At 71.0% G+C, this 21,198-nt stretch carries 20 protein-coding genes; 12 read left to right on the top strand and 8 right to left on the bottom strand.

Annotation, left to right across the window (positions count from 1 at the left end; all coding sequences use genetic code 11):
* Positions 1–7 precede the first annotated feature (7 nt).
* The 9 genes from ACQE3C_RS09275 (at position 8) to fbaA (ending at position 6,654) form a co-directional block, all read left to right on the top strand.
* Positions 8–436: a hypothetical protein gene (locus ACQE3C_RS09275; RefSeq protein ID WP_434538897.1), complete on the top strand. Its 429-nt coding sequence runs from the start codon at positions 8–10 to the stop codon at positions 434–436.
* Complete coding sequence (locus ACQE3C_RS09270; protein ID WP_434538896.1) at positions 433–1,227, top strand: sortase domain-containing protein; 795 nt, start codon at positions 433–435, stop codon at positions 1,225–1,227. The genes ACQE3C_RS09275 and ACQE3C_RS09270 overlap by 4 nt, the downstream gene beginning before the upstream one ends.
* Before the next feature lie 35 nt (positions 1,228–1,262).
* On the top strand, positions 1,263–1,805 hold the full coding sequence (pyrE, locus tag ACQE3C_RS09265; RefSeq protein ID WP_434538895.1) for an orotate phosphoribosyltransferase: 543 nt from the start codon (positions 1,263–1,265) through the stop codon (positions 1,803–1,805).
* A 25-nt stretch (positions 1,806–1,830) separates the two neighbouring features.
* Positions 1,831–2,271: an alternative ribosome rescue aminoacyl-tRNA hydrolase ArfB gene (arfB, locus tag ACQE3C_RS09260; protein ID WP_434538894.1), complete on the top strand. Its 441-nt coding sequence runs from the start codon at positions 1,831–1,833 to the stop codon at positions 2,269–2,271.
* A gap of 101 nt (positions 2,272–2,372) precedes the next feature.
* Complete coding sequence (locus ACQE3C_RS09255) at positions 2,373–3,467, top strand: LemA family protein (RefSeq protein WP_434538893.1); 1,095 nt, start codon at positions 2,373–2,375, stop codon at positions 3,465–3,467.
* A 182-nt stretch (positions 3,468–3,649) separates the two neighbouring features.
* Positions 3,650–4,219, top strand: coding sequence for a TrmH family RNA methyltransferase (locus ACQE3C_RS09250; RefSeq protein ID WP_434538909.1), 570 nt, complete (start codon positions 3,650–3,652; stop codon positions 4,217–4,219).
* Positions 4,220–4,229: 10 nt separating this feature from the next.
* A complete protein-coding gene (locus ACQE3C_RS09245) occupies positions 4,230–4,778 on the top strand; it encodes a hypothetical protein (RefSeq protein ID WP_434538892.1) in 549 nt (182 codons plus the stop codon).
* Positions 4,779–4,855: 77 nt separating this feature from the next.
* Positions 4,856–5,428: a maltokinase N-terminal cap-like domain-containing protein gene (locus ACQE3C_RS09240; protein WP_434538891.1), complete on the top strand. Its 573-nt coding sequence runs from the start codon at positions 4,856–4,858 to the stop codon at positions 5,426–5,428.
* A gap of 191 nt (positions 5,429–5,619) precedes the next feature.
* Positions 5,620–6,654, top strand: a complete 1,035-nt coding sequence (gene fbaA / locus ACQE3C_RS09235) for a class II fructose-bisphosphate aldolase (protein WP_434538890.1) — start codon at positions 5,620–5,622, stop codon at positions 6,652–6,654.
* A 202-nt stretch (positions 6,655–6,856) separates the two neighbouring features.
* Here the strand turns inward: fbaA and ACQE3C_RS09230 are convergent, their stop codons facing one another.
* Genes ACQE3C_RS09230 through ACQE3C_RS09220 form a run of 3 tightly spaced genes read right to left on the bottom strand, consistent with a single transcriptional unit; the run spans position 6,857 to position 13,361 of the window.
* Positions 6,857–8,395, bottom strand: a complete 1,539-nt coding sequence (locus ACQE3C_RS09230) for a peptidoglycan-binding protein (protein WP_434538889.1) — start codon at positions 8,393–8,395, stop codon at positions 6,857–6,859.
* A gap of 45 nt (positions 8,396–8,440) precedes the next feature.
* The gene (locus ACQE3C_RS09225) at positions 8,441–11,173 is read right to left on the bottom strand and encodes a hypothetical protein (protein ID WP_434538888.1); all 2,733 of its coding nucleotides are present in this window, start codon (positions 11,171–11,173) and stop codon (positions 8,441–8,443) included.
* Between the two features lie 13 nt (positions 11,174–11,186).
* Positions 11,187–13,361 (bottom strand): hypothetical protein, encoded by a 2,175-nt coding sequence (locus ACQE3C_RS09220; RefSeq protein WP_434538887.1) that lies wholly within the window; start codon positions 13,359–13,361, stop codon positions 11,187–11,189.
* 178 nt (positions 13,362–13,539) lie between these two features.
* On the opposite strand from ACQE3C_RS09220, the gene ACQE3C_RS09215 reads away from it, so the two are divergent.
* Together ACQE3C_RS09215 and ACQE3C_RS09210 are read left to right on the top strand one after the other, a co-directional pair.
* Positions 13,540–14,778, top strand: a complete 1,239-nt coding sequence (locus tag ACQE3C_RS09215; protein ID WP_434538886.1) for an inorganic phosphate transporter — start codon at positions 13,540–13,542, stop codon at positions 14,776–14,778.
* Positions 14,778–14,999: a hypothetical protein gene (locus ACQE3C_RS09210; protein ID WP_434538885.1), complete on the top strand. Its 222-nt coding sequence runs from the start codon at positions 14,778–14,780 to the stop codon at positions 14,997–14,999. Before ACQE3C_RS09215 ends, ACQE3C_RS09210 begins: the two co-directional genes overlap by 1 nt.
* Positions 15,000–15,047: 48 nt before the next feature.
* Here ACQE3C_RS09210 and ACQE3C_RS09205 read toward each other — a convergent pair whose 3' ends face one another.
* The 5 genes from ACQE3C_RS09205 to ACQE3C_RS09185 form a co-directional block, all read right to left on the bottom strand.
* A complete protein-coding gene (locus ACQE3C_RS09205) occupies positions 15,048–17,513 on the bottom strand; it encodes a CHAT domain-containing protein (RefSeq protein ID WP_434538884.1) in 2,466 nt (821 codons plus the stop codon).
* Entirely contained in the window at positions 17,514–18,008 is a 495-nt protein-coding gene (locus tag ACQE3C_RS09200; RefSeq protein ID WP_434538883.1) for a hypothetical protein, read from the bottom strand.
* Entirely contained in the window at positions 18,005–18,619 is a 615-nt protein-coding gene (locus ACQE3C_RS09195; protein ID WP_434538908.1) for an RNA polymerase sigma factor, read from the bottom strand. Before ACQE3C_RS09195 ends, ACQE3C_RS09200 begins: the two co-directional genes overlap by 4 nt.
* On the bottom strand, positions 18,616–20,142 hold the full coding sequence (locus ACQE3C_RS09190; protein WP_434538882.1) for a S8 family serine peptidase: 1,527 nt from the start codon (positions 20,140–20,142) through the stop codon (positions 18,616–18,618). The genes ACQE3C_RS09195 and ACQE3C_RS09190 overlap by 4 nt, the downstream gene beginning before the upstream one ends.
* Before the next feature lie 112 nt (positions 20,143–20,254).
* Complete coding sequence (locus ACQE3C_RS09185; protein WP_434538881.1) at positions 20,255–20,473, bottom strand: hypothetical protein; 219 nt, start codon at positions 20,471–20,473, stop codon at positions 20,255–20,257.
* Between the two features lie 94 nt (positions 20,474–20,567).
* Between ACQE3C_RS09185 and ACQE3C_RS09180 the strand changes: the two genes are divergently transcribed.
* A complete protein-coding gene (locus ACQE3C_RS09180) occupies positions 20,568–21,143 on the top strand; it encodes a hypothetical protein (RefSeq protein WP_434538880.1) in 576 nt (191 codons plus the stop codon).
* Positions 21,144–21,198: the final 55 nt, after the last annotated feature.

Below are 21,198 nucleotides of genomic sequence, written 5' to 3'. Positions count from 1 at the left end.
TTCGGGCATGAGCCTTCACCATCCGGGCCCACCCCAGCAGGCCCCCCAGTACCCGGGCGCCCCCTACGCGGGCGCAGCCCAGGGGCCGGGTCCCGGGTCTGCGCAGAAGTGGGCCGGGCCGAGACCCCAGCCCGCCGACCGGTCGAAGGGCGTGGGCACGGCCGCCCTGGTCCTGGCGGCCATCGTCACCGTGGCGCAGGTGTTCCTGCAGGTGCTCCTGGTGGCCACGGCCTACTCCGGTCGTCCGGTGGCCCTGCTCGGCGGGGTCTGGGGGATCCTGGTGATGCTGCTGACGCTGGCCGCACTGGTGCTCGGCATCCTGGCGCTGGTCCAGCCCGGCGGCCGCAAGGCCCGGGCCGGCATCGCGGTCGGGGTCTCCGGCTACGTCCTGCTGACCGCGCTGACGAACATCGTCGTCGGCATGATGTACTCGTGAGTTCACCGACCCCGGACGAACCGGACGACGCGCCGCGTCGCTCCGCCGAACCCGAACCCGAGCCCGCGACCGACCTCGAGCCGAAATCAGCGGACCCGGGACCCGGGGCCGAGCCCGAACCAGTAGTCCAGTCTGAACCAATCGCCGAGCCTGAGCCCGAGCCCGGGCCTGCGCCGCGTCGCCGTCGTCCCACGGCCCTGGGCATCACCGTCGCCATCATCGTGGTCGCCCTCGTCGCGGGACTGGCCACCCTCGGCTGGACCACGATCGGCACCGACATCGTGGCCCGCCGGCAGGTCGCGACCCTGCTCGACCAGACCCGTGACCAGTGGCGCACCCAACCCCCCGACGCGGTGCCCGAGACCGGCGAGGTGGTGGCCATCCTGCGCTCCACCCGGCTCGGCATCGAGTGGCCCGTGCTCGCCGGCATCGCGACCGACCAACTGCACCGCGGCCTGGGCTGGTACCCGCAGACCAGCGCCCCCGGACAACTCGGCAACACCGCCATCGCCGGGCTGCGGGTCACCCACGGGTCCCCGTTGCGGCACCTGGTCGACCTGGTGCCCGGTGACCTGATCACCCTGCAGACCCCCACCGAGACGTTCACCTACCGGGTGGTGGCCCCACCCGCGCAGGTCGACTCCGGCCCCTCGGGGGCGTGGGTGCTCGACCCGGTGCCCGGCGAGAACCGCGTTCCCGACCAGGCCCTGCTCACGCTGACCACCGCCGCCGACCTGGTCGCCACCCAGCGCCGCGCGGTCGTCTTCGCCGAACTGGTCACCAGCCGCTGATCGTCCGGGGTGCCGAATCGACTAGCCTCGACCCCATGACCGACCGCGAAGCGCTCATTGAACACGTGTTGAACCTGGCCATCGTCCATGGCCGGGTCACCCTGGCCTCGGGCCGGGAGGCCGACTACTACGTCGACATGCGCCGGGTCACCCTCGACGGTGCCGCCGCCCCCGTCGTCGGACGAGTGATGCGCGAACTGGTCGCCGACTGGGACTTCGACGCCGTCGGCGGGCTGACCCTGGGCGCTGACCCGGTCGCCACCTCGATGCTCCACGCCGCCGCCGCGGCCGGTGAGCGACTCGACGCCTTCGTGGTGCGCAAGTCGGCCAAGGCCCACGGGCTCCAGCGCCGCATCGAGGGCACCGAGGTTGCCGGGCGCCGCGTTTTGGTGGTCGAGGACACCTCCACCACCGGCGGCTCCCCACTGCAGGCCGTCGAGGCGCTGCGCGAGGCCGGCGCCGAGGTGGTCGGGGTCGCCGTGATCGTCGACCGCTCCTCGGGGGCCGAGCAGGCCATCCGCGAGGCCGGCCTCGACTACCGCGCGGCCCTGGGCCTGGCCGACCTCGGCCTGGCCTGAGCGCCCCGACCGACACCGCCGACCCATGCTCGACCTGGTCATCCCGCCCGGTCCGGGTATCCCCCACGGGCTGGTGGTGCCGGCCGCCGAACTGGACGAACGCTTCTCCCGATCGTCCGGGCCCGGCGGCCAGGGGGTGAACACGACGGACAGTCGCGTCCAGCTGAGTTTCGACATTGCCGCCTCGAGCAGCCTCAGTGACACCCACCGGGGTCGGCTGCTGCGCGTGCTCGGCCCCCGCCTGGTGGGCACGACCCTCACCGTGGACGCCGCCGAGTACCGCTCCCAGCAGCGTAACCGCGCGGCCGCCCGCGAGCGGATGGCCGGGTTGTTGCGCCAGGCACTGGCCCCACCACCCCCGCCACGGCGGGCCACCCGCCGCACGCGCGGCTCGGTGCAGCGCCGCCTGACGGCCAAGAGACAGCGCTCCGAACTCAAGGCCCAGCGGCGTCGTCCGCCCGATTGAGACCCGCGTGACTCCCGCTTTTGGCCCGCGCCCCGCTAGATTGGGGGACACCTGTCATGGTCGACATGTCACGGCAGGACACGACAAAGCAGGAGAGAACCATGAGCGGTGTCATCATCGTGATCATCATCATCGCGGCAGTCCTACTGCTGGGTGGATTGCTGTTCATCGCGCCCTACAACAACTTCGTGAAGATGCGCAATGTCATCCAGGAGTCGTGGCGCCAGATCGATGTCGAGTTGAACCGTCGCTACGAACTCATCCCGAACCTGATCGAGACCGTGCGCGCCTACGCCGCCCACGAGCGCAACACGCTTGAGGAGGTCACCCGACTGCGCAACCAGGCTGCCGCGCTGAGCCAGCAGGGCGGCTCGGCCCCCAGCGATGCCCGCTCCGACGTCGAGGCCCAGCTCTCGGGTGCCGTGCGCAACCTGCTGGTCTCCGTCGAGTCCTACCCCGACCTGAAGTCGAACCAGAACTTCCTGGAACTGCAGCGTGAACTGACCGACACCGAAGACCGCATTGCCGCCGGTCGTCGCTTCTACAACGCGAATGTGCGCAACTACAACACCAAGGTGGAGCAGGTTCCCTCGAACATCGTGGCCAACATGTTCAAGTTCGAGAAGGCGACCTACTTCGAGGTCAATGACGCCGCCGTGCGCCAGGCCCCGAACGTCAACTTCGGTGAGATCAGCTACCGTCCCGGCAGCAATGGCCAGCAGCAGGGCAGCAGCGCCCCGGCGATCGGGTCGCCCCAGCAGTTCCAGCAGCAGCACCCGACCCCGCAGTTCGGCCAGCAGCCCCAGCAGGCGCCGCAGCCCCAGTACCAGCCGCAGCAGCAGGCCGCCCCGCAGCAGTCGGCCCCCCAGCAGCAGTACCAGGCGCCGCAGCCGCAGCAGTCCGCGCCCCAGCAGCCGCCGCAGTCCGCGCCGCAGCAGTACCAGGCTCCGCAGGCCCAGCCGTCGGCCCCGCAGCAGCAGCCCTCGGCCAACCAGTGGCAGCCGGTGCAGTCGCCCCAGCAGCAGCCCTCGGCGCAGCCGCAGCCCTCGGCCGGTGACTATGGCCAGCAGGCGAACTATGGCCAGCAGGCGGATTACGGGCAGCAGGCCAACTACGGGCAGCAGGCCGACTACGGCCAGCAGCCCAACCAGGGTGGCTACCAGGCTCCCTACCAGCAGCAGCCGCCGCAGCAGTGAGTCACGACCACACGGGGCCTCGCGCGAGCGGGGCCCCGCTGTCGTCCGCCCCCGAACACCCCGACGATGCCCCGGGCGGGCACCCGCTCGAACACCCGGACGAACGCGGCTTCGGTGACCAGCCGGTCGGGGTCGGCCCGCACGCGCAACCGTGGCCGGACGACCCCCGCCTCGACCCCGACCTGCTCGCCCACGGCGACCGGCGCAACGTCGTCGACCGCTACCGCTACTGGCGCCTCGACCAGATCGTCGCCGACCTCGACACCTCCCGGCACGGGGTGCACGTCGCCATCCAGAACTGGGAACACGACTTCAACATCGGCTCCATCGTGCGCACCGCCAACGCGTTCAACGCCGCCGGGGTGCACATCGTCGGGCGCCGCCGCTGGAACCGGCGCGGCGCCATGGTCACCGACCGCTACCTGCACGTGCACCACCACCCGGACGAAGCCGCCCTGCGTGCCTGGCTGGACGAGCGCGGCATCCCGCTGGTGGGCGTGGACAACCTGCCCGGGTCGGTCCCCCTGGAAACCGCGGTGCTGCCCGAGTCGGTCTGCCTGGTCTTCGGGTCCGAGGGGCCGGGGCTGACCGACGAGATGGTCGCGGCCACGACGATGCTGGTGGCGATCACCCAGTACGGTTCGACCCGCTCGATCAACGCCGGCGCGGCCGCGGCCATCACGCTGTACCACTGGGCATTGCAGCACGCCGCTGCGGGCAATCCCGGCAGACCCCGGGCCGCGGACCACTAATCTGGTGGCCATGCAGACCCCAGAAGCCTTCGTCGTCGGCTACAGCCCCGTCCGCGCAGCAGGGCGGGTGGCCAAGGCGGAGTCGATGCGCCGCAGGGCCTGGCTGAGCACCGCGATCTACGCCGTCATCGTCGGGGTGCTGTGGTACTGGCTGCGTGACACCGCCTCGACCTGGCAGATCCTGCTCGGGTTCATCCCCACCGCGTTGATCGTCATCGCCTTCCTGGTCTGGCGCTATGTCGAACTGCATTCCGCCCGCAAGTCGCTCGGCACGGTGCCCGCCGGCGAGGCCCTCAGGATCGACCACTCCGGCATCCATGTCGATGCCACCGGCTCGGCGCAGACCTTCGAGTGGTCGGGCCTGCAGGAGATCAGCGTCGCCGGCCGTCGCCTCGGCGCCGGGCCCGACCTGGGCGTGACCAGCACGAATGGCTCCTGGAAGGTGCCGGTGTCCTTCCTCGACACCCTGCCGGGGACGATCGACTCCGCGATCCGCGCCTACTCCGGTGGGCGCCGAAGCCTGGACCTGTCCGGGATGGACTCGATCTGGGGTGAATGAGTCCCCGCACCGGACGGCGCCACTTGCCTGCCCGTTCTGGTTGACTGGACTCGTTCGGTTCGTCCAAGGAGGAAAGCATGGCCGGAATCTCGATCGTCCATGACGCCACGATCAGCCCCACCAAGATCGAGCTGGCGCGCACGTGGCTGCCCAAGCAGGTCTGGTTCAGCGGTGATGCCGAGCAGGCCGAGATGCTCGACCGCTTCCGTTTCGAGGACCCGGCTGGCGAGGTCGGCGTCGAGACGCTGCTGGTCCAGGTCGGCGAGGACATCTACCAACTGCCGGTGACCTTCCGCGCCGCGCCGCTCGAGGGTGCCGAGGAGGGCTTCATCGGCACCACGGAGCACACCGCGCTCGGCACCCGCTACGTCTACGACGGCATGTTCGACCCGGTCTACCTGGCCGAACTGGAACGCACCATCCGCGAGATGGACACCGCGTCATCGGTGCGCAAGCCCGACGGCACCATTCGTCCGCCCACGGTCAACGTGCGCGGCAGCGGCGTCTCACCGATGGCCACCATCGAGGGCGAGCTCGAGGTGGTCAGCCTGATCACCGACGAGCAGTACGCCGATGCCGCCGGGCACCTGATCGCCACCCTCGGCGAGGCGGAGGACGCCCGCGACGTGGTGCTGGCCACCCTGCGCTGAGCCGGGTCGTCCACACGACCCCGATGACCCAACGACCCCCGATGACCCACGACCACGACCGCGGACGCAAACCGCACACTCGTCCAAGGTCTGACCCCGCCTCGTCGTCGGCGAGGTGACTTTGAAAGACTGGGCCCGAAGATTTCCTGTCAGGCCACCGAATACGGCCATCGAGCCAGAAAGGGGCAGTCATGCCCATCGCAACTCCCGAGGTCTACGCCGAGATGATTGACCGCGCCAAGGCAGGCAAGTTCGCCTACCCCGCGATCAACATCACCTCGTCCTCGACCATCACCGCGGCCATCCAGGGTTTCGCTGAGGCTGGCTCCGACGGCATCATCCAGGTCTCCACCGGCGGCGCCGAGTACGGCTCGGGCGCGACCATCAAGGACATGATCACCGGCGCCACCGCGCTGGCCGCCTACGCCCGCGAGGTCGCCAAGAACTACCCGGTCAACATCGCCCTGCACACCGACCACTGCCCCAAGGAGAAGCTGGACGGCTACGTCCGCCCGCTGCTCGACCTCTCGGAGCAGGCCGTCAAGAACGGTGGCGCCCCGCTGTTCAACTCGCACATGTGGGACGGCTCGGCCGTGCCGCTCGAGGAGAACCTGCAGATCGCCGATGAGCTGCTGGCCCGCACCAGCAAGCTCGGCATGATCCTCGAGATCGAGGTCGGCGTCGTCGGCGGTGAAGAGGACGGTGTCTCGAACGAGATCAACGACAAGCTCTACACCACCATCGAGGACGGCATGCGCACTATCGAGGTGCTCGGCCTGGGTGAGAAGGGTCGCTACATCACCGCGCTGACCTTCGGCAACGTGCACGGCGTCTACAAGCCGGGTGCGGTCAAGCTGCGCCCCGAGGTGCTCAAGGAGATCCAGGACGCCGTCGGCGCCAAGTACGGCAAGGAGTCGCCGTTCGACCTGGTCTTCCACGGCGGTTCGGGCTCGACCGCCGAGGAGATCTCGGCGGCTGTCGACTTCGGCGTCATCAAGATGAACGTCGACACCGACACCCAGTACGCCTACACCCGCCCGGTCGTCGAGCACATGTTCAAGAACTATGACGGTGTGCTCAAGATCGACGGTGAGGTCGGCAACAAGAAGGCCTACGACCCCCGCGCCTGGGGCAAGCTGGCCGAGGCCGGCATGGCCAAGCGTGTCGTCGAGGCCTGCGAGAACCTGCGTTCGGCCGGCACCACCGCCAACGCCAAGGCTGAGTGAGTCACTGCTGGCCAGGGCCCGGTGAGCCGGGTCGGACGAACGGGGCGATCCTTCGGGGTCGCCCCGTTCGTCGTCCGGTGGCCTGTGCGCGGGCCTGGAGGGCCGGGATTTGGCCCAGAACGGTCTTGGGTGGCGGGTTTTCCCTCCCCAGGGGAGGAGAACCCGCCACCCAAGGGCTGATCGGACGAGGTGGGTGGCTGGGTCAGCCCAGGGCGGCCCAGGTTTGCGGGCCCACCACTCCATCGGCCGACAGACCGCGGCTGCGCTGGAAGCTGCGCACCATCGACTCGGTCGCCGGTCCGAACTGGCCGTCGGGGTTCAGTGAGTAGCCCCAGTAGGACAGCCGCTGCTGCAGGTAGCGGACGTCCTCGCCGGTCGAGCCGCGCCGCAGCGTCGGGCGGGACTGGGTCGAGCCACCCGACGAACCACCGGACGAGCCGGAGCCGCCGGACGAACCACCCGGGTCCCCGCCCCAGCCACCGCCCGATCCGCCGCTTGAGCCGCCCGAGCCGCCGGGTGAACCTCCCCAGCCACCCGAGGAGCCGCCCGAGGAACCCCCGGACGAGCCCGACGACCCTCCGGTTGACCCACTGGAGGTGCCCTCCAGGGCAGCCCAGGTGTTCGGGCCGACCACGCCGTCGGCGGCCAGCCCCTTGCTCACCTGGAAGGTGCGCACCGCGCCCTCAGTGGCGGCACCGAACTGGCCGTCGACCGACAGCCAGGCGCCGCGCTCGACCAGCTTCTGCTGCAGGTAGGTCACATCCGGCCCCGAGGAGCCGCGCCGCAGCGTCGGCCGTGTGGTCGGCTGCTGCCCGCCACCGCCGCCACCATTCCAACCGCCGCCGCCACCACCGCCGCCACCGCCGGGGGCCGGGGCCGCCACGGTGAACGGCTTCTGGGCCTGGAAGGACTGGGAGATCGGGCCCACGGTGAAGTAGTTGGGGGTCTGGTCGGGGGGCATCCGCCGGGCGATGGCGCTGTGGAAGGACACGTAATCACCCGAGAACGAGCCGTTGGACCAGACATTCAACAGCTGCTCGGTGAACAGGCCATTGAAGCTGCCGTCACTGGACAGCTGGTTGTCCTGGCAGCCCGAGAGCAGGATCAGTTCCGCGGCCATGTTGGAGCTGCGGTCACCGCCGCCCGACAGTGCCTGCACCGAGGAGTACAGGTCGCGGCGCCGCTCGGCGTCGGCCAGGCAGGTGCTCAACGGCATGCTGCGGGGCACCAGCTTCGGCACATCGACCTGCTCACCCCAGAACTCCTCGCCGAGCGGGTTGCGTACCAGCGCCTCACGGGTGGCCAGGGCCAGCACCATCCGCGCCACGGTGCCCGAGTGGCACGAGTCCGAGACCACCACGATGCGTGACCCGGCCGGGAACTGCGCCCACATCCGGTACAGCTCGTCGTCGAGCACCTGCCGGTCGTAGAGGCACCAGGTCTCGTCGTAGCCGTCGTCCTCGTCCCCGTTCGTGTCGGGAATCTGGCCGCCGTGGCCGGCGTAGGTGACCAGCGCGATGTCACCGGGTTGGGTCATCCGCGCCATGTCGGCGAGCGCGGTGAGCACCGCCCCCGAGGTGGCCGCGTGGTCGAGCATCTGTCGGGTCTGGAACCCCTGGCTGACGGCGATGGCCTGCATCGAGTTGGCGTCGTTGACGCAACCCGCCAGCGTCAGGGGTGCGGGGATGTAGGTGGTGGGATCGACCACGTTGACCCCGATGTGGAGTGAGTAACCGGTCATGGGAGTGGTTCCTTTCGTGCTGCGGGTTGAGGAGTGTCACGCGGGTCAGGTGCCGGGGGCGGGCCGGTCGAGAGGGATCAGGACTCCCTGGCTGCGCACCGGCCAGCTGACCGCCGCGCTGCTCGTCCGGGTGCCGTCGGTGGCCACTGCGGTGACCGTGAAGACCACCGCGGGGTCGGTGGCGTAGGCGGTCAGCGGCAGGATGAACTCCCGCTCCCGGCTGCGCTGGGTTTCGGTGAGGCTGAAGACCTCGTCGTCGCGGCCCAGGAACTGGCAGGCCACCTCCAGGCCCGCCAACCCGCTGAACGAGCCCGTGGCGATGAAGGTCACCCCCAGTTGCAGGTCCTCGATGTAGCTGCGGGCCTCGTCGAGGGTTTCGGTGCCCGGGGCGACGGTGTAGTCGACGGTGAACGGGCCGGCCGCCCCGTCCGGGTGTGCGATCGAACTGGACGCCCCCGCGTCGAGCAGCAACCCGGGGGAGGCGACCACGACCCCGTTGCCCACCACCCGGTGGACGGCCACCTGCCGTTTGAGCTGGTTGGTCAGGGTGACTTTGTTCCCCCCGTCGGCGGCCACCACCGCACCGGCGAGCGGGCCCACGACGTTGCCGAGGTCGAGCTTGAGGGTGCTGGCGAACTCGATGCCGCCGGGCAGCCGGTAGCGGGCAGAGCCGACCACCGAACCCAGCTGCAGCAGGCTCTTCAGGGCCAGGAACCCCGGCACGCCGGTGCTGACCACGATGGTGAATCCGGTCTCGACGGCCAGGCAGTCGAGGCTGTTGACCTGCGGGATCGCCCAGCTCACCGCCGGGTTGAGGCCGGCCTGGGCGGGGGACAGCAGGTCCACCTCACGGCCGGTGCGTTGGCGCAGTTCCTCGGCGAGCAGCGCGTACTGGGCGGCGTTGGTCTCCGGTTCGAGGGCGGCGGCCAGCACGCAGAGGATGTTGGCGGGGTTGTCGGTGTCGATGGTCGAGGTCAGCAGCAGGGTGGGTTGCAGGGCGCGCTGGGGGTCGTCGGCCGCGTGTCGTCCGACCTGGTAGCGCTCGGGGACGACCAGGAACCTGCCCGGCTGGGTCAGTGAGCGGAACACCCGCACCCCGGTCACCGAGGTGACCGTCTCGGCCTGCCAGGTGCGGTACTCCGACTGCCCCAGTTGCAGCGCGGGCTGGCAGCCGATGGCGTCCCACCCGTCGGCGCGGGCCTGCCGGTACAACTGCCCGTGCTCGGCGCAGGGCAGCACGGTGGCCACCTCGCTGACGGGGTTGCGCCGCACCCACGACCAGCTGGTCACCCCCGCCTTGACCTTCTCCAGGGGCGAGATCGCCGGTTTCAGCTGCAGCTTCGACTTGGCCAGGCTGGTGACCTGGCTGCGCGACAGCGATCGCGTGACGTCACCGGCCTGCCGCAGGGCGACCACCTTGTTGGTGGCGACCAGGTTGACCAGGTGCTGCGACAGCACCGACTCGGCCTGCCAGCCGTCGTGGGCCAGGGTGACCTGCAGGCTGGGCGCGGTGGCCTGGAAACCCGGCGTGGACAGCGCGCCGTAGGCCAGCCGCGCCCAGGAGTTCGCCAGCCGGAAACTCACCTTCAGCTGGGAACCCTGCTCGCCGAGGACACCGATGGTCTCCAGCGAGGAGGCAGCCACCGTCTCGGTCCGGGGCTGGCCCTGGTCGTCGCGGAAGGGGATCCGCAGGCCCACCACCGGCTGGCAGGGCAGCGGACGAAGTGGGGGTTTGCCGGCCTGTTCCCACGCCAGCAGGGTTGCCTGAGAGGGGCCGAGCGCCAGGGTGAGGGTGACGGTGGCCTCCAGCCCAGGGGTGCCGTCGGGCTGGTGTCCGGCGGTGGCCAGGTCGAATCGGAACGGGGACGTTTCCGCGTCGGCACCCGCCGCCGGCACGACCAGGCTCGCCTCGGGCAGGTACCAGCGTTGGTTGCCGCTGCGGTCACCCAGCAGCGGGCCGCCGCCCAGCACGGGCCCGCTCACCGGCGCCTCCAGGTGCAGGCCGAGGAGTTCCTCGGTGACCAGGATGTGGCTGGGCAGGACCACGCTCTTGTCGATCAGCGGCACCGGTTTGGGGCGCACCACGTGGACCAGCGGCAGGGCCACGTTCTTGGTCATCAGCAGCACCCCGGGGTCAGTGGGCCCGCGGGTACGGACGGCCGATCGGGTCGGCAGCACGTCGGTGACCACCCCGCCTGCGGTGGTGACCAGGTGGACGAACCGGCTCGGGTCGGGTGCCAGCACCGGGGCCAGCACCTCGGCGAAGTCGAACAACCAGTAGCCGCTGGTGCCGTCGCGGCGGCGGGCCTGCAGTTCCAGGGTGGGGCCGCCGCGACCCTGCGCCAGGGCGGTGAGGAGGCGGCGGGCCTCCTCACCGGCCAGTGTGGTGGCCAGCGCCACCGTCCCGAATGGCCCTCGGGACTCGGCGCGCACCGGCGAGGCCACCTCCAGGCTGAAACCCACCCAGGCCAGGTCGTCCAGCCGACTCACCAACTCTGCCGAGACAGTGGCACTCAGGATGAGGTCACCGATCGGTTCATGAGGAGCCGGGGTCCGACCCAGCAGGAAGGTCACCGAGAGGCGGGGGCGACCGGAGTCGTCCCGGCGCAGGTCAACGATCGCCGGTTCATCCGCGGACTCGGGTTGCGTCAGGAAGGGTTCCGCCAGGGACGGTTCCTTCGGGGAGTTTGCGTCCGCGGACTCCGGTTCGACGCCCTGGACTGCGTCCGGTTCCCCAGCGGGTTCCGGGTCGCAGGGCTGGGGGTCGTGGCTGGCCATGGCAGTCGTCCGCTCAGAGTTGGTAGTTCAGGAAGGTCAACGGCTGGGTTTCGGCGCTGCGGGGCCGGCCGGCGGGGCTGGACTCGGGCGCGACTTCGTAGCTCGACTCGGCCGCCGGGGAAGCGTTGTTCGCGGCCACCTCACGGGTGGACGAGGACAGGTCGCGCAGGGCACGCACCCGGTCCTCGGTCAGCGAGCGGGTGGTCACCCCGTCCCCGTCCGGCGGGGGCACGTCGATGATGATCGGCCCGTTGCCGTTGCCCTCGACCCAGGGTCCGGTCCAGCTCTGGCCCTTGCGGAACAGGGTGCCCTTGACGGTGGCGGTCACCTGGTAGCGGTAGTAGGGCAGCAGTTGGGGATCGCCGGAGAAGACCGTCCAACTGCGGTCGGTGTCGACGTCGCTGAAGCTCCACCGGAATCGCACCGGAGCCATCCCCAGCGGTTTGTAGTCGCGGTCGGTGGGCTCCATCACCACCTCGACGGTCTGCGAGTTGTCCTCGAGCATCACGCCCAGCCCGATCGGGCCCACCGCGATGCGCCCGGCGGTGTCGGCGCGCACCTCGAGGGTGGTGTCGTTCAGCAGGCTGCCGTTCGGCTCGGGGTCAAGGTCGATCACATTGCGTTCGATCTGCACGCGGTGGTACGGGTCGAGGGTCTCGCTGGGCGGCTCGGCGAGGTGCACCTTGCGCTTGACGAAGGTCTTGTCGGGTGTCCAGCCCGCCGGGGCGTTGCTGACGTCGGCGGCCTCCTTCTGCGAGGTCTGGAACTTCCAGGTCGGGTCGGCGCCGTCGCTGGAGGAGAAGCTGTGGCCCTCCCAGTTGAGCGCGCCGTTGGTGTTCGGGTAGCCGACCTGCACCGACAGGAACTGCACGGTCTTGTCGTTCCAACTCGCCACCGGACGAACCACCCGGGCCAGTCGCCGCGGCCAGTCGTCCAGGTGGATCGTCTGGAAGTACTTGCGTTCGGCGTCGGGGTCGGCCTTGATGTCGTCGGCCATGCCGGCCAGCGAGCTCGAGATGGTGTGGTCCTGCAGGTAGGCGAACTGCTTGGTCTCCTCGTAGTGCAGGTCGAGGTGGTTCTCGTCGCGGCGGTACTTCAGGGCCAGGCCGACACCCCAGGGTGACCAGGAGCCCGAGTCGGCTTTGGCGGCCTCCACCTGCGGGGCGGGTTGGTCGAAGATCGTGCGCTGGGCCATCTCCATGAACTTGTTGAAGACCAGGTCGGACCGTTCCTCCATCTTGCGGGCGATCTCGTCGGCGCCGGGCAGGGTGGTGTCGACCTTGACGTCGACCTTGATCGAGCCGGACTTCCTCATGTTGTTGAACTCGGCGGCCACGTCGACCTTCGCCCACAGGTACCGCCCGGAGGCAGCTGCGGAGAAGTGCTGGAAGACCGAGTCCCAGTTGCCGTCAATCCTGATGGTGCACACCGGCGACCAGACCTTCAGCTTGTAGTTCTGGATCACGATCAGGGGGCTGCCGCCGCCGTGGAACGCGGCCCACGCGATCGAGGTGGGGTAGGTGCCGAGCAGGCCCGAGAAGGCATGGGTGCCCGAGGGGTCGATGGAGCCCGAACCCTGCCCCTGCAGCATGCAGTACCAGGGGTCGAGGTTGCTGTCGCGGGTGGCCGGTTCGGCGTCGCGGGAACGGACCTGGCTGGTGGGGATGCCGACGGTGCGGAAACCCCCGCCGGGCCCACGGGTGCCACCCGGGTCGACGGCGGGGAAGCCCGTCGCGGTCGGGGCCAGGTTCGAGACGCTGGTGGTGCTCGAGGCGATGATCGCCGGGCGGAACATCGGCGGCTTGCGGGAGTTCTTCAGCCCGAAGAACACATCCTGGGAGTTGGCGAACTGGGCCTTGATCTGGTTCTCGGCCTGGGTGCGGGTCTGCTCGGGCAGGGCACCGGTCACCGAGAAGGTGAGCATGCCGCCGGCGACGTCTCCGCCACCACCGATCACACCCTCACCGCCGGTGCCGGCGAAACGCAGCAGGTTGAACAGGTAGTCGCCCTTCTCGGGGCCCTCCTTGCGGGCCATCCGCACCTGGTTGGGGATGAAGTAGAACACGGGTGCCTCGCCTGCTGCGATCAGCTCGCGGTTGTTGACATCGGGCAGGTACAGCACGTCGTACCCGTCCTTGGTGATGGGTTGTGAACCGCCGGCGTAGGTCGGTCCCATTGCCTGGGCCATGGTGGCGCCTCCTGGGTCGTGGGCGGCGCAGGTTGCACCGTCGACTGGAGGAGCGGGCCGGGGCGGCACTGATACGCCGCACCCGACTCGGATGGCTGGGCCGCACTGGTGACCCGCAGGTGATCTTCAGATGGCCCCCAGGTGAACTGGAGGTGACAATGCCGCTACGCTTTCGACCGTGACCCCTGAGCTGGTCCTGCTGATCCTGGTCGTGGCGACTGCCCTCGCCTTCGACTTCACCAACGGTTTCCACGACACCGCCAACGCCATGGCCACGTCGATCGCCACCCGCGCCCTGACACCGCGGGTGGCCGTGGCGCTGTGCGCCGTGCTCAACCTGGTCGGTGCCTTCCTGTCGGTGGAGGTGGCCCTGACCGTCACCAACGCCATCATCCGCATCCAGAACCCGGACGGCACACCCCGCGCCGACCTGGTCGGGGACGGCGGCTACCCGCTGCTGCTCGTCCTGCTCGCCGGGCTGGGGGGCGCGATCGTCTGGAACCTGTTCACCTGGCTGCGCGGCCTGCCGTCGAGCTCGTCCCATGCGATGTTCGGTGGCCTGATCGGTTCGACGATCGCCGGGCTGGGCATCGGGGCCGTCAAGTGGGTCGGCACCGGCTCGAAGCTCGACGGGGTGGTCGGCAAGGTGATCCTGCCGGGCCTGGCCTCGCCGGCCATCGCGATCCTGGTCGCCATGGTGGGCACCAGCCTGGTGTTCAGGATCTCCCGCGGTGTGGCCCAGGGGTTGATGGACTCCGGTTTCCGCTGGGGCCAGGTCGGCACCGCCTCGTTGGTCTCGCTGGCCCACGGGGCCAACGATGCGCAGAAGACGATGGGTGTCATCACGCTGGCCTTGATCGCCCACGGCAGCTGGGTCGACACCCAGTCGATCCCGTGGTGGGTGAAGGTCTCCTGCGCCCTGGCCATCGCGCTGGGAACCTGGTTGGGCGGCTGGCGCATCATCCGCACCATGGGCAAGGGCCTGGTCGAGATCTCCCCGCCCCAGGGCATGGCTGCCGAGGCTTCGTCGGCCGCGGTGATCCTGTCCAGCTCGCAGCTGGGGTTCGCCCTGTCGACCACGCATGTCGCGACCGGCTCCATCCTCGGGTCGGGGCTGGGGCGCAAGGGTGCCGAGGTGCGGTGGCGGGTGGCCGCGCGGATGGGTGTGGCCTGGTTGATCACGCTGCCCGCGGCAGCGCTGGTCGGCGCAGTGATGTGGCTGCTCGCCAACTTCCTCGGGGGCGTACTGGGGCCGATGCTGATCATGTTCGTGATGGGCGTGCTGGCGGTGTGGATGTGGTTGCATGCCCAGCGAGCGCCCATCGGGCACCACAACGTCAACGACGACTGGGAAGCCGGCGATGACGACGGCGACAGCCAGTTGGCCGTGCAAGAGTCTGAACCGGTGGTGTCGTGATGGAACAGGTATTGGCGGCTTTCGATGCCATCTGGAGGGTGCTCGCGGCAGGACTGCTGCTGGGTGCCGGGCTGCCCGCGCTGTTCAGCCTCGGGGTGCGCTGGCATGCGCACGGTCACCGGATTGCTGCCTGGTGTGCCTACCTCGTGGTGGCCGGTGCAGTGCTGGTGGGCATCGCCGGCATCGTCGCCCACGGGTTGGGCATCGACTTCCTCTTCTGAGCCCCGCTGCCCCATCCGGGCGGGACGCGGTCAGTTCCCCGTCCGGGCTCAGTTCCCGAGGCCCACGCGCCAGGGTGCCCCGAAGCAGACGAAGGCCCCGGCCTGCGGGTCGTCCCCGACGGCGCGGGCCAGTGCCTCGGCCGCCTCAAGGCCGGTGGCCAGTTCCCGGTGGTAGTCGGCCATCACCCGGGCAGCCAGCCGGTCGTTGACCGGCGCCACCGGGGCCACCACGCAGGTCACCCCGGACGACAGCAGCATCGAGGTCAGGCCCAGCGGCTGGTCCCCGGGTCGGTGGGTGGCCCGGCCCACTTCACAGGCCGACAGCACCACGTGGCTGGCGCGCAGGTCGACCCCCTCCAGCTCGTGGGCGACCACGACCCCCTCGTCCAGGTGCAGGTTCGAGAACAGGGGGTTGTCGCCGCGGTGCTCGCCGTGGGCGATCACGTGCAGCAGGTCGTGGGTGGCGAAGGCCTGCACCAGGCCCGGACGAGGGGCTGTGCTGCCGGGCCAGTGGCCCGCCACCGCGGCGGCCTCGGCGGCGGCGCACGGCAACTCGGGGCCGGTCAGCACCCCCACGGTCGGCGCGTGGACCACGCGCGCGCCCCCGGCCCAGCTCGAGGCGGTGGGTGCGACCGTCACCGGCACCCGGGCCAGCGCCGGCAGGGCCGGCCAGGGCACTCCGGACAACGCCCGGGTCGGGACGATCACCACGCCCCGGGGTCGGCTCCCGGTGGTCGATCCCGGGTGGGGGGTGCCCTCCCACGGCTCGACCAACCGCCGCGACAGGTCGGCCAGGCGCGCCGCCAGGGAGGCCCGGACGGCCCCGGCCACGGGGTGGGCCGGCCCCAGCCGGGCGGCGGCGGTCAGGTCGGCATGTACCTGCTCGACCGCTGTGATCGCCGCACTGGCCGCACCGAGGCTGACCTGGCGCACCGGCCCGTCGCCCAGCAGCACCGCCGACAGCTCGTCCCCCATGCGCACCGTCACCACCAGCACCACCCCGGCCCGACGGGCACGAGCGGCCAGGTGGGTCGTCGAGCAGGTCACCGCCGGCGGCGGCAGTTCACCGGCCGTACCCCAGGTCAGCGCCTGCAACTCCCGTTCGGCGCTGGTGATCCGGCGCCGCTCGGACGGGGTGAGTGGTCCGGTGGGTGGGTGCTCGGTGCGCAGCCGGCGCAGTGCGGTCGCTGCTGCCGCCACCCGCGGGTCGGGGGAGCGACCCACCTGCGGCACCGGCGCGATCGCGGCCCGCCACCGTTCCAGGGTCTCGACCAGCGCTGCCGGCCCCAGGTCGGCGGCCAGGTCCAGGTCGAGTGCTGCCGCGGCCTCGGCGTGCAGCGCCGCAGCGGCCCGCAGGTCGAGGCTGGCCAGGCTCCACTGGGCCCTGGTCAGGGTCCGACTGGCCCGAGCGAGCAGCCGACGTGCCGCCTGCGCGCGGCCGCTGTCGGCCTCCCGGCGGGCCAGCGCGACCAGCCCCGAGAGCCTCCGCGACACGGTTTGCGAGCGGGTCAACCAGGCCAGGTCACCGGTCAGGTCGTCCCAACGCCCGGCGCCCGGGTGGACGGCGACCGCCATGCCGACCGCAGCCGCCTGGGCGGCGACCCCGCGGTCACCGGCGGCGCGGGCGGCCTGCCACAGCCGGCGCGCCGCACCGGCCGACGGACTGGCCTGCAACTTCACCAGCTGGGCGCGCCGCGCCCAGGCCGGTTCGGCGCGCCCGGTGAACACCCGGGCAGCGGCAGCGGCCCGGCGTGCAGCCGGCCCCGGTCGTCCGAGCAGCAGGGCACAGCGGGCGAGGTCGACGTCGATCTCGGCTGCCTGCTGCGCACCCGGGGCGCCGGTGCGGGCGAGCAGCAGCAGTTCCTCAGCCTCGACGACCAGCCCAGCCTCGAGCAGCACCCGGGCGCGGTCGAGCCGGGCGACCGACCGGTCCAGGTCGACATCGACCTCGTCGGCGGCCAGCATCTCGCGCAGCGCGGCCGGCAGGTCACCACGCAGGAACTGCACCCAGCCCAGGTTGTGGCGGGCCATGAACTGCAGCGGCGCCACCCCCAGGTCGACCGCCAGCGCGGCGGCCCCGGCCAGGTCGGCGGCGGCCTCGTCCAGGCGTTGCAGCTCCGAGGCGATCGTGCCCCGGTTCATCAGCATCCGCATCCGGTCCGGCTCGGCCAGAGCAGTCGCCTCGACCCCCGACAGCGCCCGCCAGGCATGCGCCAGGTCGCCGGCCCGGGCATGCAGGATCCCCTCCTGGACGCTGGCGTTGGCGACCAGCTCGGGCAAGCCCGCCTGCTCGGCGGCCGCACGGGCCCGCGCGGCCACCGCGACCGCGCCCGCCAGCCCCTCACGTTCGAAGACCACCCACGCCGAACTGATCCGGATCCGCAGCCCCAGTTCCAGCTCACCGGGTGGGCAGGCCCGTCCGGCCCGCTCGAGGAGCGCGTCGGCCTCGTCCGTGCGGTGCTCCGCGAGCGCGGCACGGGCCTGGTCGTACAGGGCGTGGGCGGTCTGGTGCACCTACACCTCGATCGTCGGGGTCACCACCGGGCGGGCGCCGGGCAGGTCCGACTCGACCAGGAACCGCACCGGGCCGTGGGCGACCTCGGGCCAGACCAGTCGTCCGGTGGCATCGGAAACCTGACGGTGCGCGGCGGCGCCCGTGTGCAGGGTGACGCTGACCCCGCCGCCGGTGACCCAGCCGTCGATCCGCACCCGGTCACCGTGCGGGGTGAGCACGATCATCAGGCTGATGCTCGAGGCGGTGAAGGTGATGGTGTCGGTGCTCACCTGCACGTCGCTGCGGGTGGCGACCAGTTCGTCCGCGGTGAGGGTGGCCAGTTCCGCGTTGAGCCGCTCCAGCGAGATCGCGAACTCCACCCGTTCGAGCAGGCCCGCTGGCAGGGGGTCGAAGGCCTCCTGGGCCTCGACGATGGCGTCGAGCAGGGCATGGTCGTCATCGTTGAGGGGGACGAGGTCTTCACCGTCCAGGTGGACGAGGGAGTCATTGTTCATCCCCGGTTTCCGTTCTCGAGCTGGGTCCATTGGGGGTCGTCGGCCAAGGCCTTGCGCAGTGCGGCCAGGCATCGTCCGCGGGTGGGCCCGATGGACCCGACCGGCATGCCCAGCGCCCGGGAGATGTGGGCGTAGTCGGGGCGCGCGGCATAGGCGATCACCCGCAGCAGCGCCTGGCAGCGGGGGCTGAGGTTGGTCACGTGCTGCCACAGCCTGGAGTTCTCGTCCGCCGTGGTGACCACGACGTCGGGGCCGGGGTCGGACGAGACCAGTTCGTCGATGCCCTCGTCGGGCTGGGGCGCCTGGGTGGCCTGCCCGCTCACCCGCCACGCCTCGCGGCGGGTGGTGGTCACCAGCCACGCCACCACCGCCTGCGGGTCGGCGATGGTGTCGGCCTTCTGCACCAGCCGCACCCAGGTGGTCTGCACCACGTCCTCGGCCTGGCGGGCGTCGAGCCGGCACGAGCGGGCCACCGCCCACAGGGCCGGGGTGACCAGGCGCACCAGGTCCGAGATCCGCCCGGGCCTGCCGTCGCGGTAGTCGCTGAAGGCGGCCGCGGCCTGGTCGAACAGTTGGCTGGTGCCGGGGCGGGCCCGGTCGGGGGTGGTCATGGTGTCCACCCCAACTCCTGCTGCAGGGCGAGCCAGCCTCGCCGCACCCCGTCGGCGGCGTCCAGGTCGGCCAGGGTGGGGTCGTTGACCAGCCGGGCGGCCAGCTGCCCGGCCAGCACGGGGGCGGCGAAGGAGGTGCCCGACCAGGTGGCGAAGCCGCCACGGAATTCCTCCGGGTCGATGGTCGCGCGGTCCTGCCCGGCGGCCCGCCACGCGGCTCCGGCCTGCAGTTCGCCGTTGAGGTCCACCGGCACCGTGCTGACCAGGGCCGCGCCGGGGCGCTGGCACGAGACCCAGTCGCCGGCATTGGAGAAGTAGGCCACGGTGCGCTGGTCGGGGTTGAGCGCCCCGACGCTGACCACCGGCAGGCAGTTCGCGTCGAAGGGCCGGGTGTGGCCGGCGAAGGCGGCGGGGTAGAGCGGGTCGGTGGTGGCCTGGTTGCCCGCCGAGGCGACCACCGCGACACCGCTTCGTCCGAGCTGCTCGAGCACCAGCCGCAGCGGGGCGTCCTCGAGGGCGTCGTCGGGGTCCTCGTGGTAGTAGCCCAGCGACAACGACAACACATCGACCAGGTCACTGCTGGGCGCCTGGCCGGTGAGCACGTCCCACTGGCGCACCAGCAGCAGGGCCAGCACCTCGAGCAGTGCGCCCTCGGGCATGGTGCCGGCATCATCGAACAGCGGGATGACCTGCACCCTGGCCTCGGGGCAGGTCTGGCGGATCAGCCCGGTGATGAAGGTCGCGTGCCCGGCGTAGGGAGGCACTCGTCCGTCGAGGGGGTCGGGGGGTGTCGCTGCGGCGGCCACGGCCGGCACGTCGCCGCCGAGCCCGAGCCGCAGGCCGCGCGCCCGGACCTCGTCGGAGGCCTGCTGCGGGTCGCTGAACCAGGGGTGCTTGCCCAGTGCGGTGTCGGGCACCACCACCAGCGGCGGACGAGCCAGCTTGCGGGCGCGCAGGGCGGGGTCGGGCAGCACCAGTGCCACGGGGGCGCGGCCGCCGCTGCCGGCCCGGGTGTACTCGGACGGGGGCGGGGCGCCGGTCGGCATGGACACGTAGTACGGCATGGACACGTAGTAGGGCATCGAGACGTAGTACGGCATGGACACGTAGTAGGGCATCCCCTGGTAGTCGGGGGCCAGGTGCACGACGTGGTTCAGCTGCAGGTGCCCGGCGAGCTCGGGGTCGAAGCGGCGGGCCTGTTGCAGCACCGGCCAGGCGTCGGCCGGTGGCCCCGACGGGTTGACGATTCTGACCGTGGTGGTCCACAGCCGGTCGAGGGTCCGGGCCAGGCGGGGCTGCTGCAGCAGGCTGTGTTCGAGCTTGGAGGTGTCGGGTTCCTCGAGGCGGTGGCCGAGGGACTCGGCGGCCTTGCGCAGCAGCTCGAGGGCCGACTCACGGGTGTGGCCGGGCAGGCCGCGGACGAGCAGCTGGTCACCGAGGTAGGCGATCGGGCGGGGTGGGGCGCCGTGCGGCAGCGGTTCGGCGGTGAGGGGGTCGAGGACCCGGAGCTGGGACGCTGGCACGGTGGTACCTCCTGGCGGCTACAGGGAACAGCTTCACCTGACAGGAATCCGGGAGGGTTGCCCTGATACACCCATTCCACACCGTGTTACCGATGTTGGGAAGGGACCGGGGTCAGTGCGAGTCGCTCGTCCGCATCTTGTAGGCGATGCGCGCGGCCATCACGTCGGTCGGTTGGACGCCGTCGACATTGGCGGGTGCCCACGGCTCGGCGGCGGTCCACTCGGAGTGGCAGCCGGAGCAGGCGAAGACCCGCAGCCCATCGATGAACTCATCCCGGGCCGACCAGTTGCACTTGGTCTGGCACGGGTTGCTGGCCAGTTCTCGTCCCATGGCTGCGAGTCTGTCACGGTTGCCGGGAAGTTCCCAGCCCCCATTGCTCGGCAGCCTGTTCCCCGTGGCCCCTGGTGGGGGTCACACTGGGATCATGTCTGTCTCTCGGCGTCATGCCCTGGTCCATGGCTCCCGGCTGCTGGTCGCCGGTGGGGCGCTCGCCGTGCTGTCCGGCTGCACGGGCATTTTTGGGGAGCGGGCGTCCTCGTGCGATGTCATCGGGCAGGTGGACCTCGCCAACCTCGGTGTGCGGCTGGGACACGTTCCCCAGTGCAATGACGCGACACCGCGGCAGGTGACCCACGATGTCGCCGGCCCGGTCTGGTCCCTGGGTGAGTTCACCGCCTACCTGCTGCCGGATGACCACCAGGCCGACCCGGAGCTGCCCATCAACGGCGACCACGGGTTGTACCGGTCGGCCGACCAGCTGCCGTCGGGTGAACTGCTGGACTGGGACGACGGTTCCGCCATCGTCTACGCCCGCCAGATGTACACCGAGTACACCAACTCGCGCAACGACTACGCCGACCACTACGCCTTCGTCAGCTTTGGGCGCCCCCCGGTGGCCGGACGATCGGTGCTCACGCTGCGCTGGCGCCACGTCGCCTGGGGCAAGCCCGCCCCGGAGTCGGACCTGCGGGCCGTGGCCACCTCGGCCGAACTGCTCTGAGGTCGTCCGATGTGGGAGTCAGGGGAGAGCCGGGGCTGGCGGCCCCGCGGTGCGT

Source organism: Aestuariimicrobium sp. Y1814, from assembly GCF_050113895.1.
Taxonomy (GTDB): domain Bacteria; phylum Actinomycetota; class Actinomycetes; order Propionibacteriales; family Propionibacteriaceae; genus Aestuariimicrobium.
Note: the sequence above shows the minus strand (reverse complement) of the source record. Positions and strands in the feature narration are given on the sequence as shown.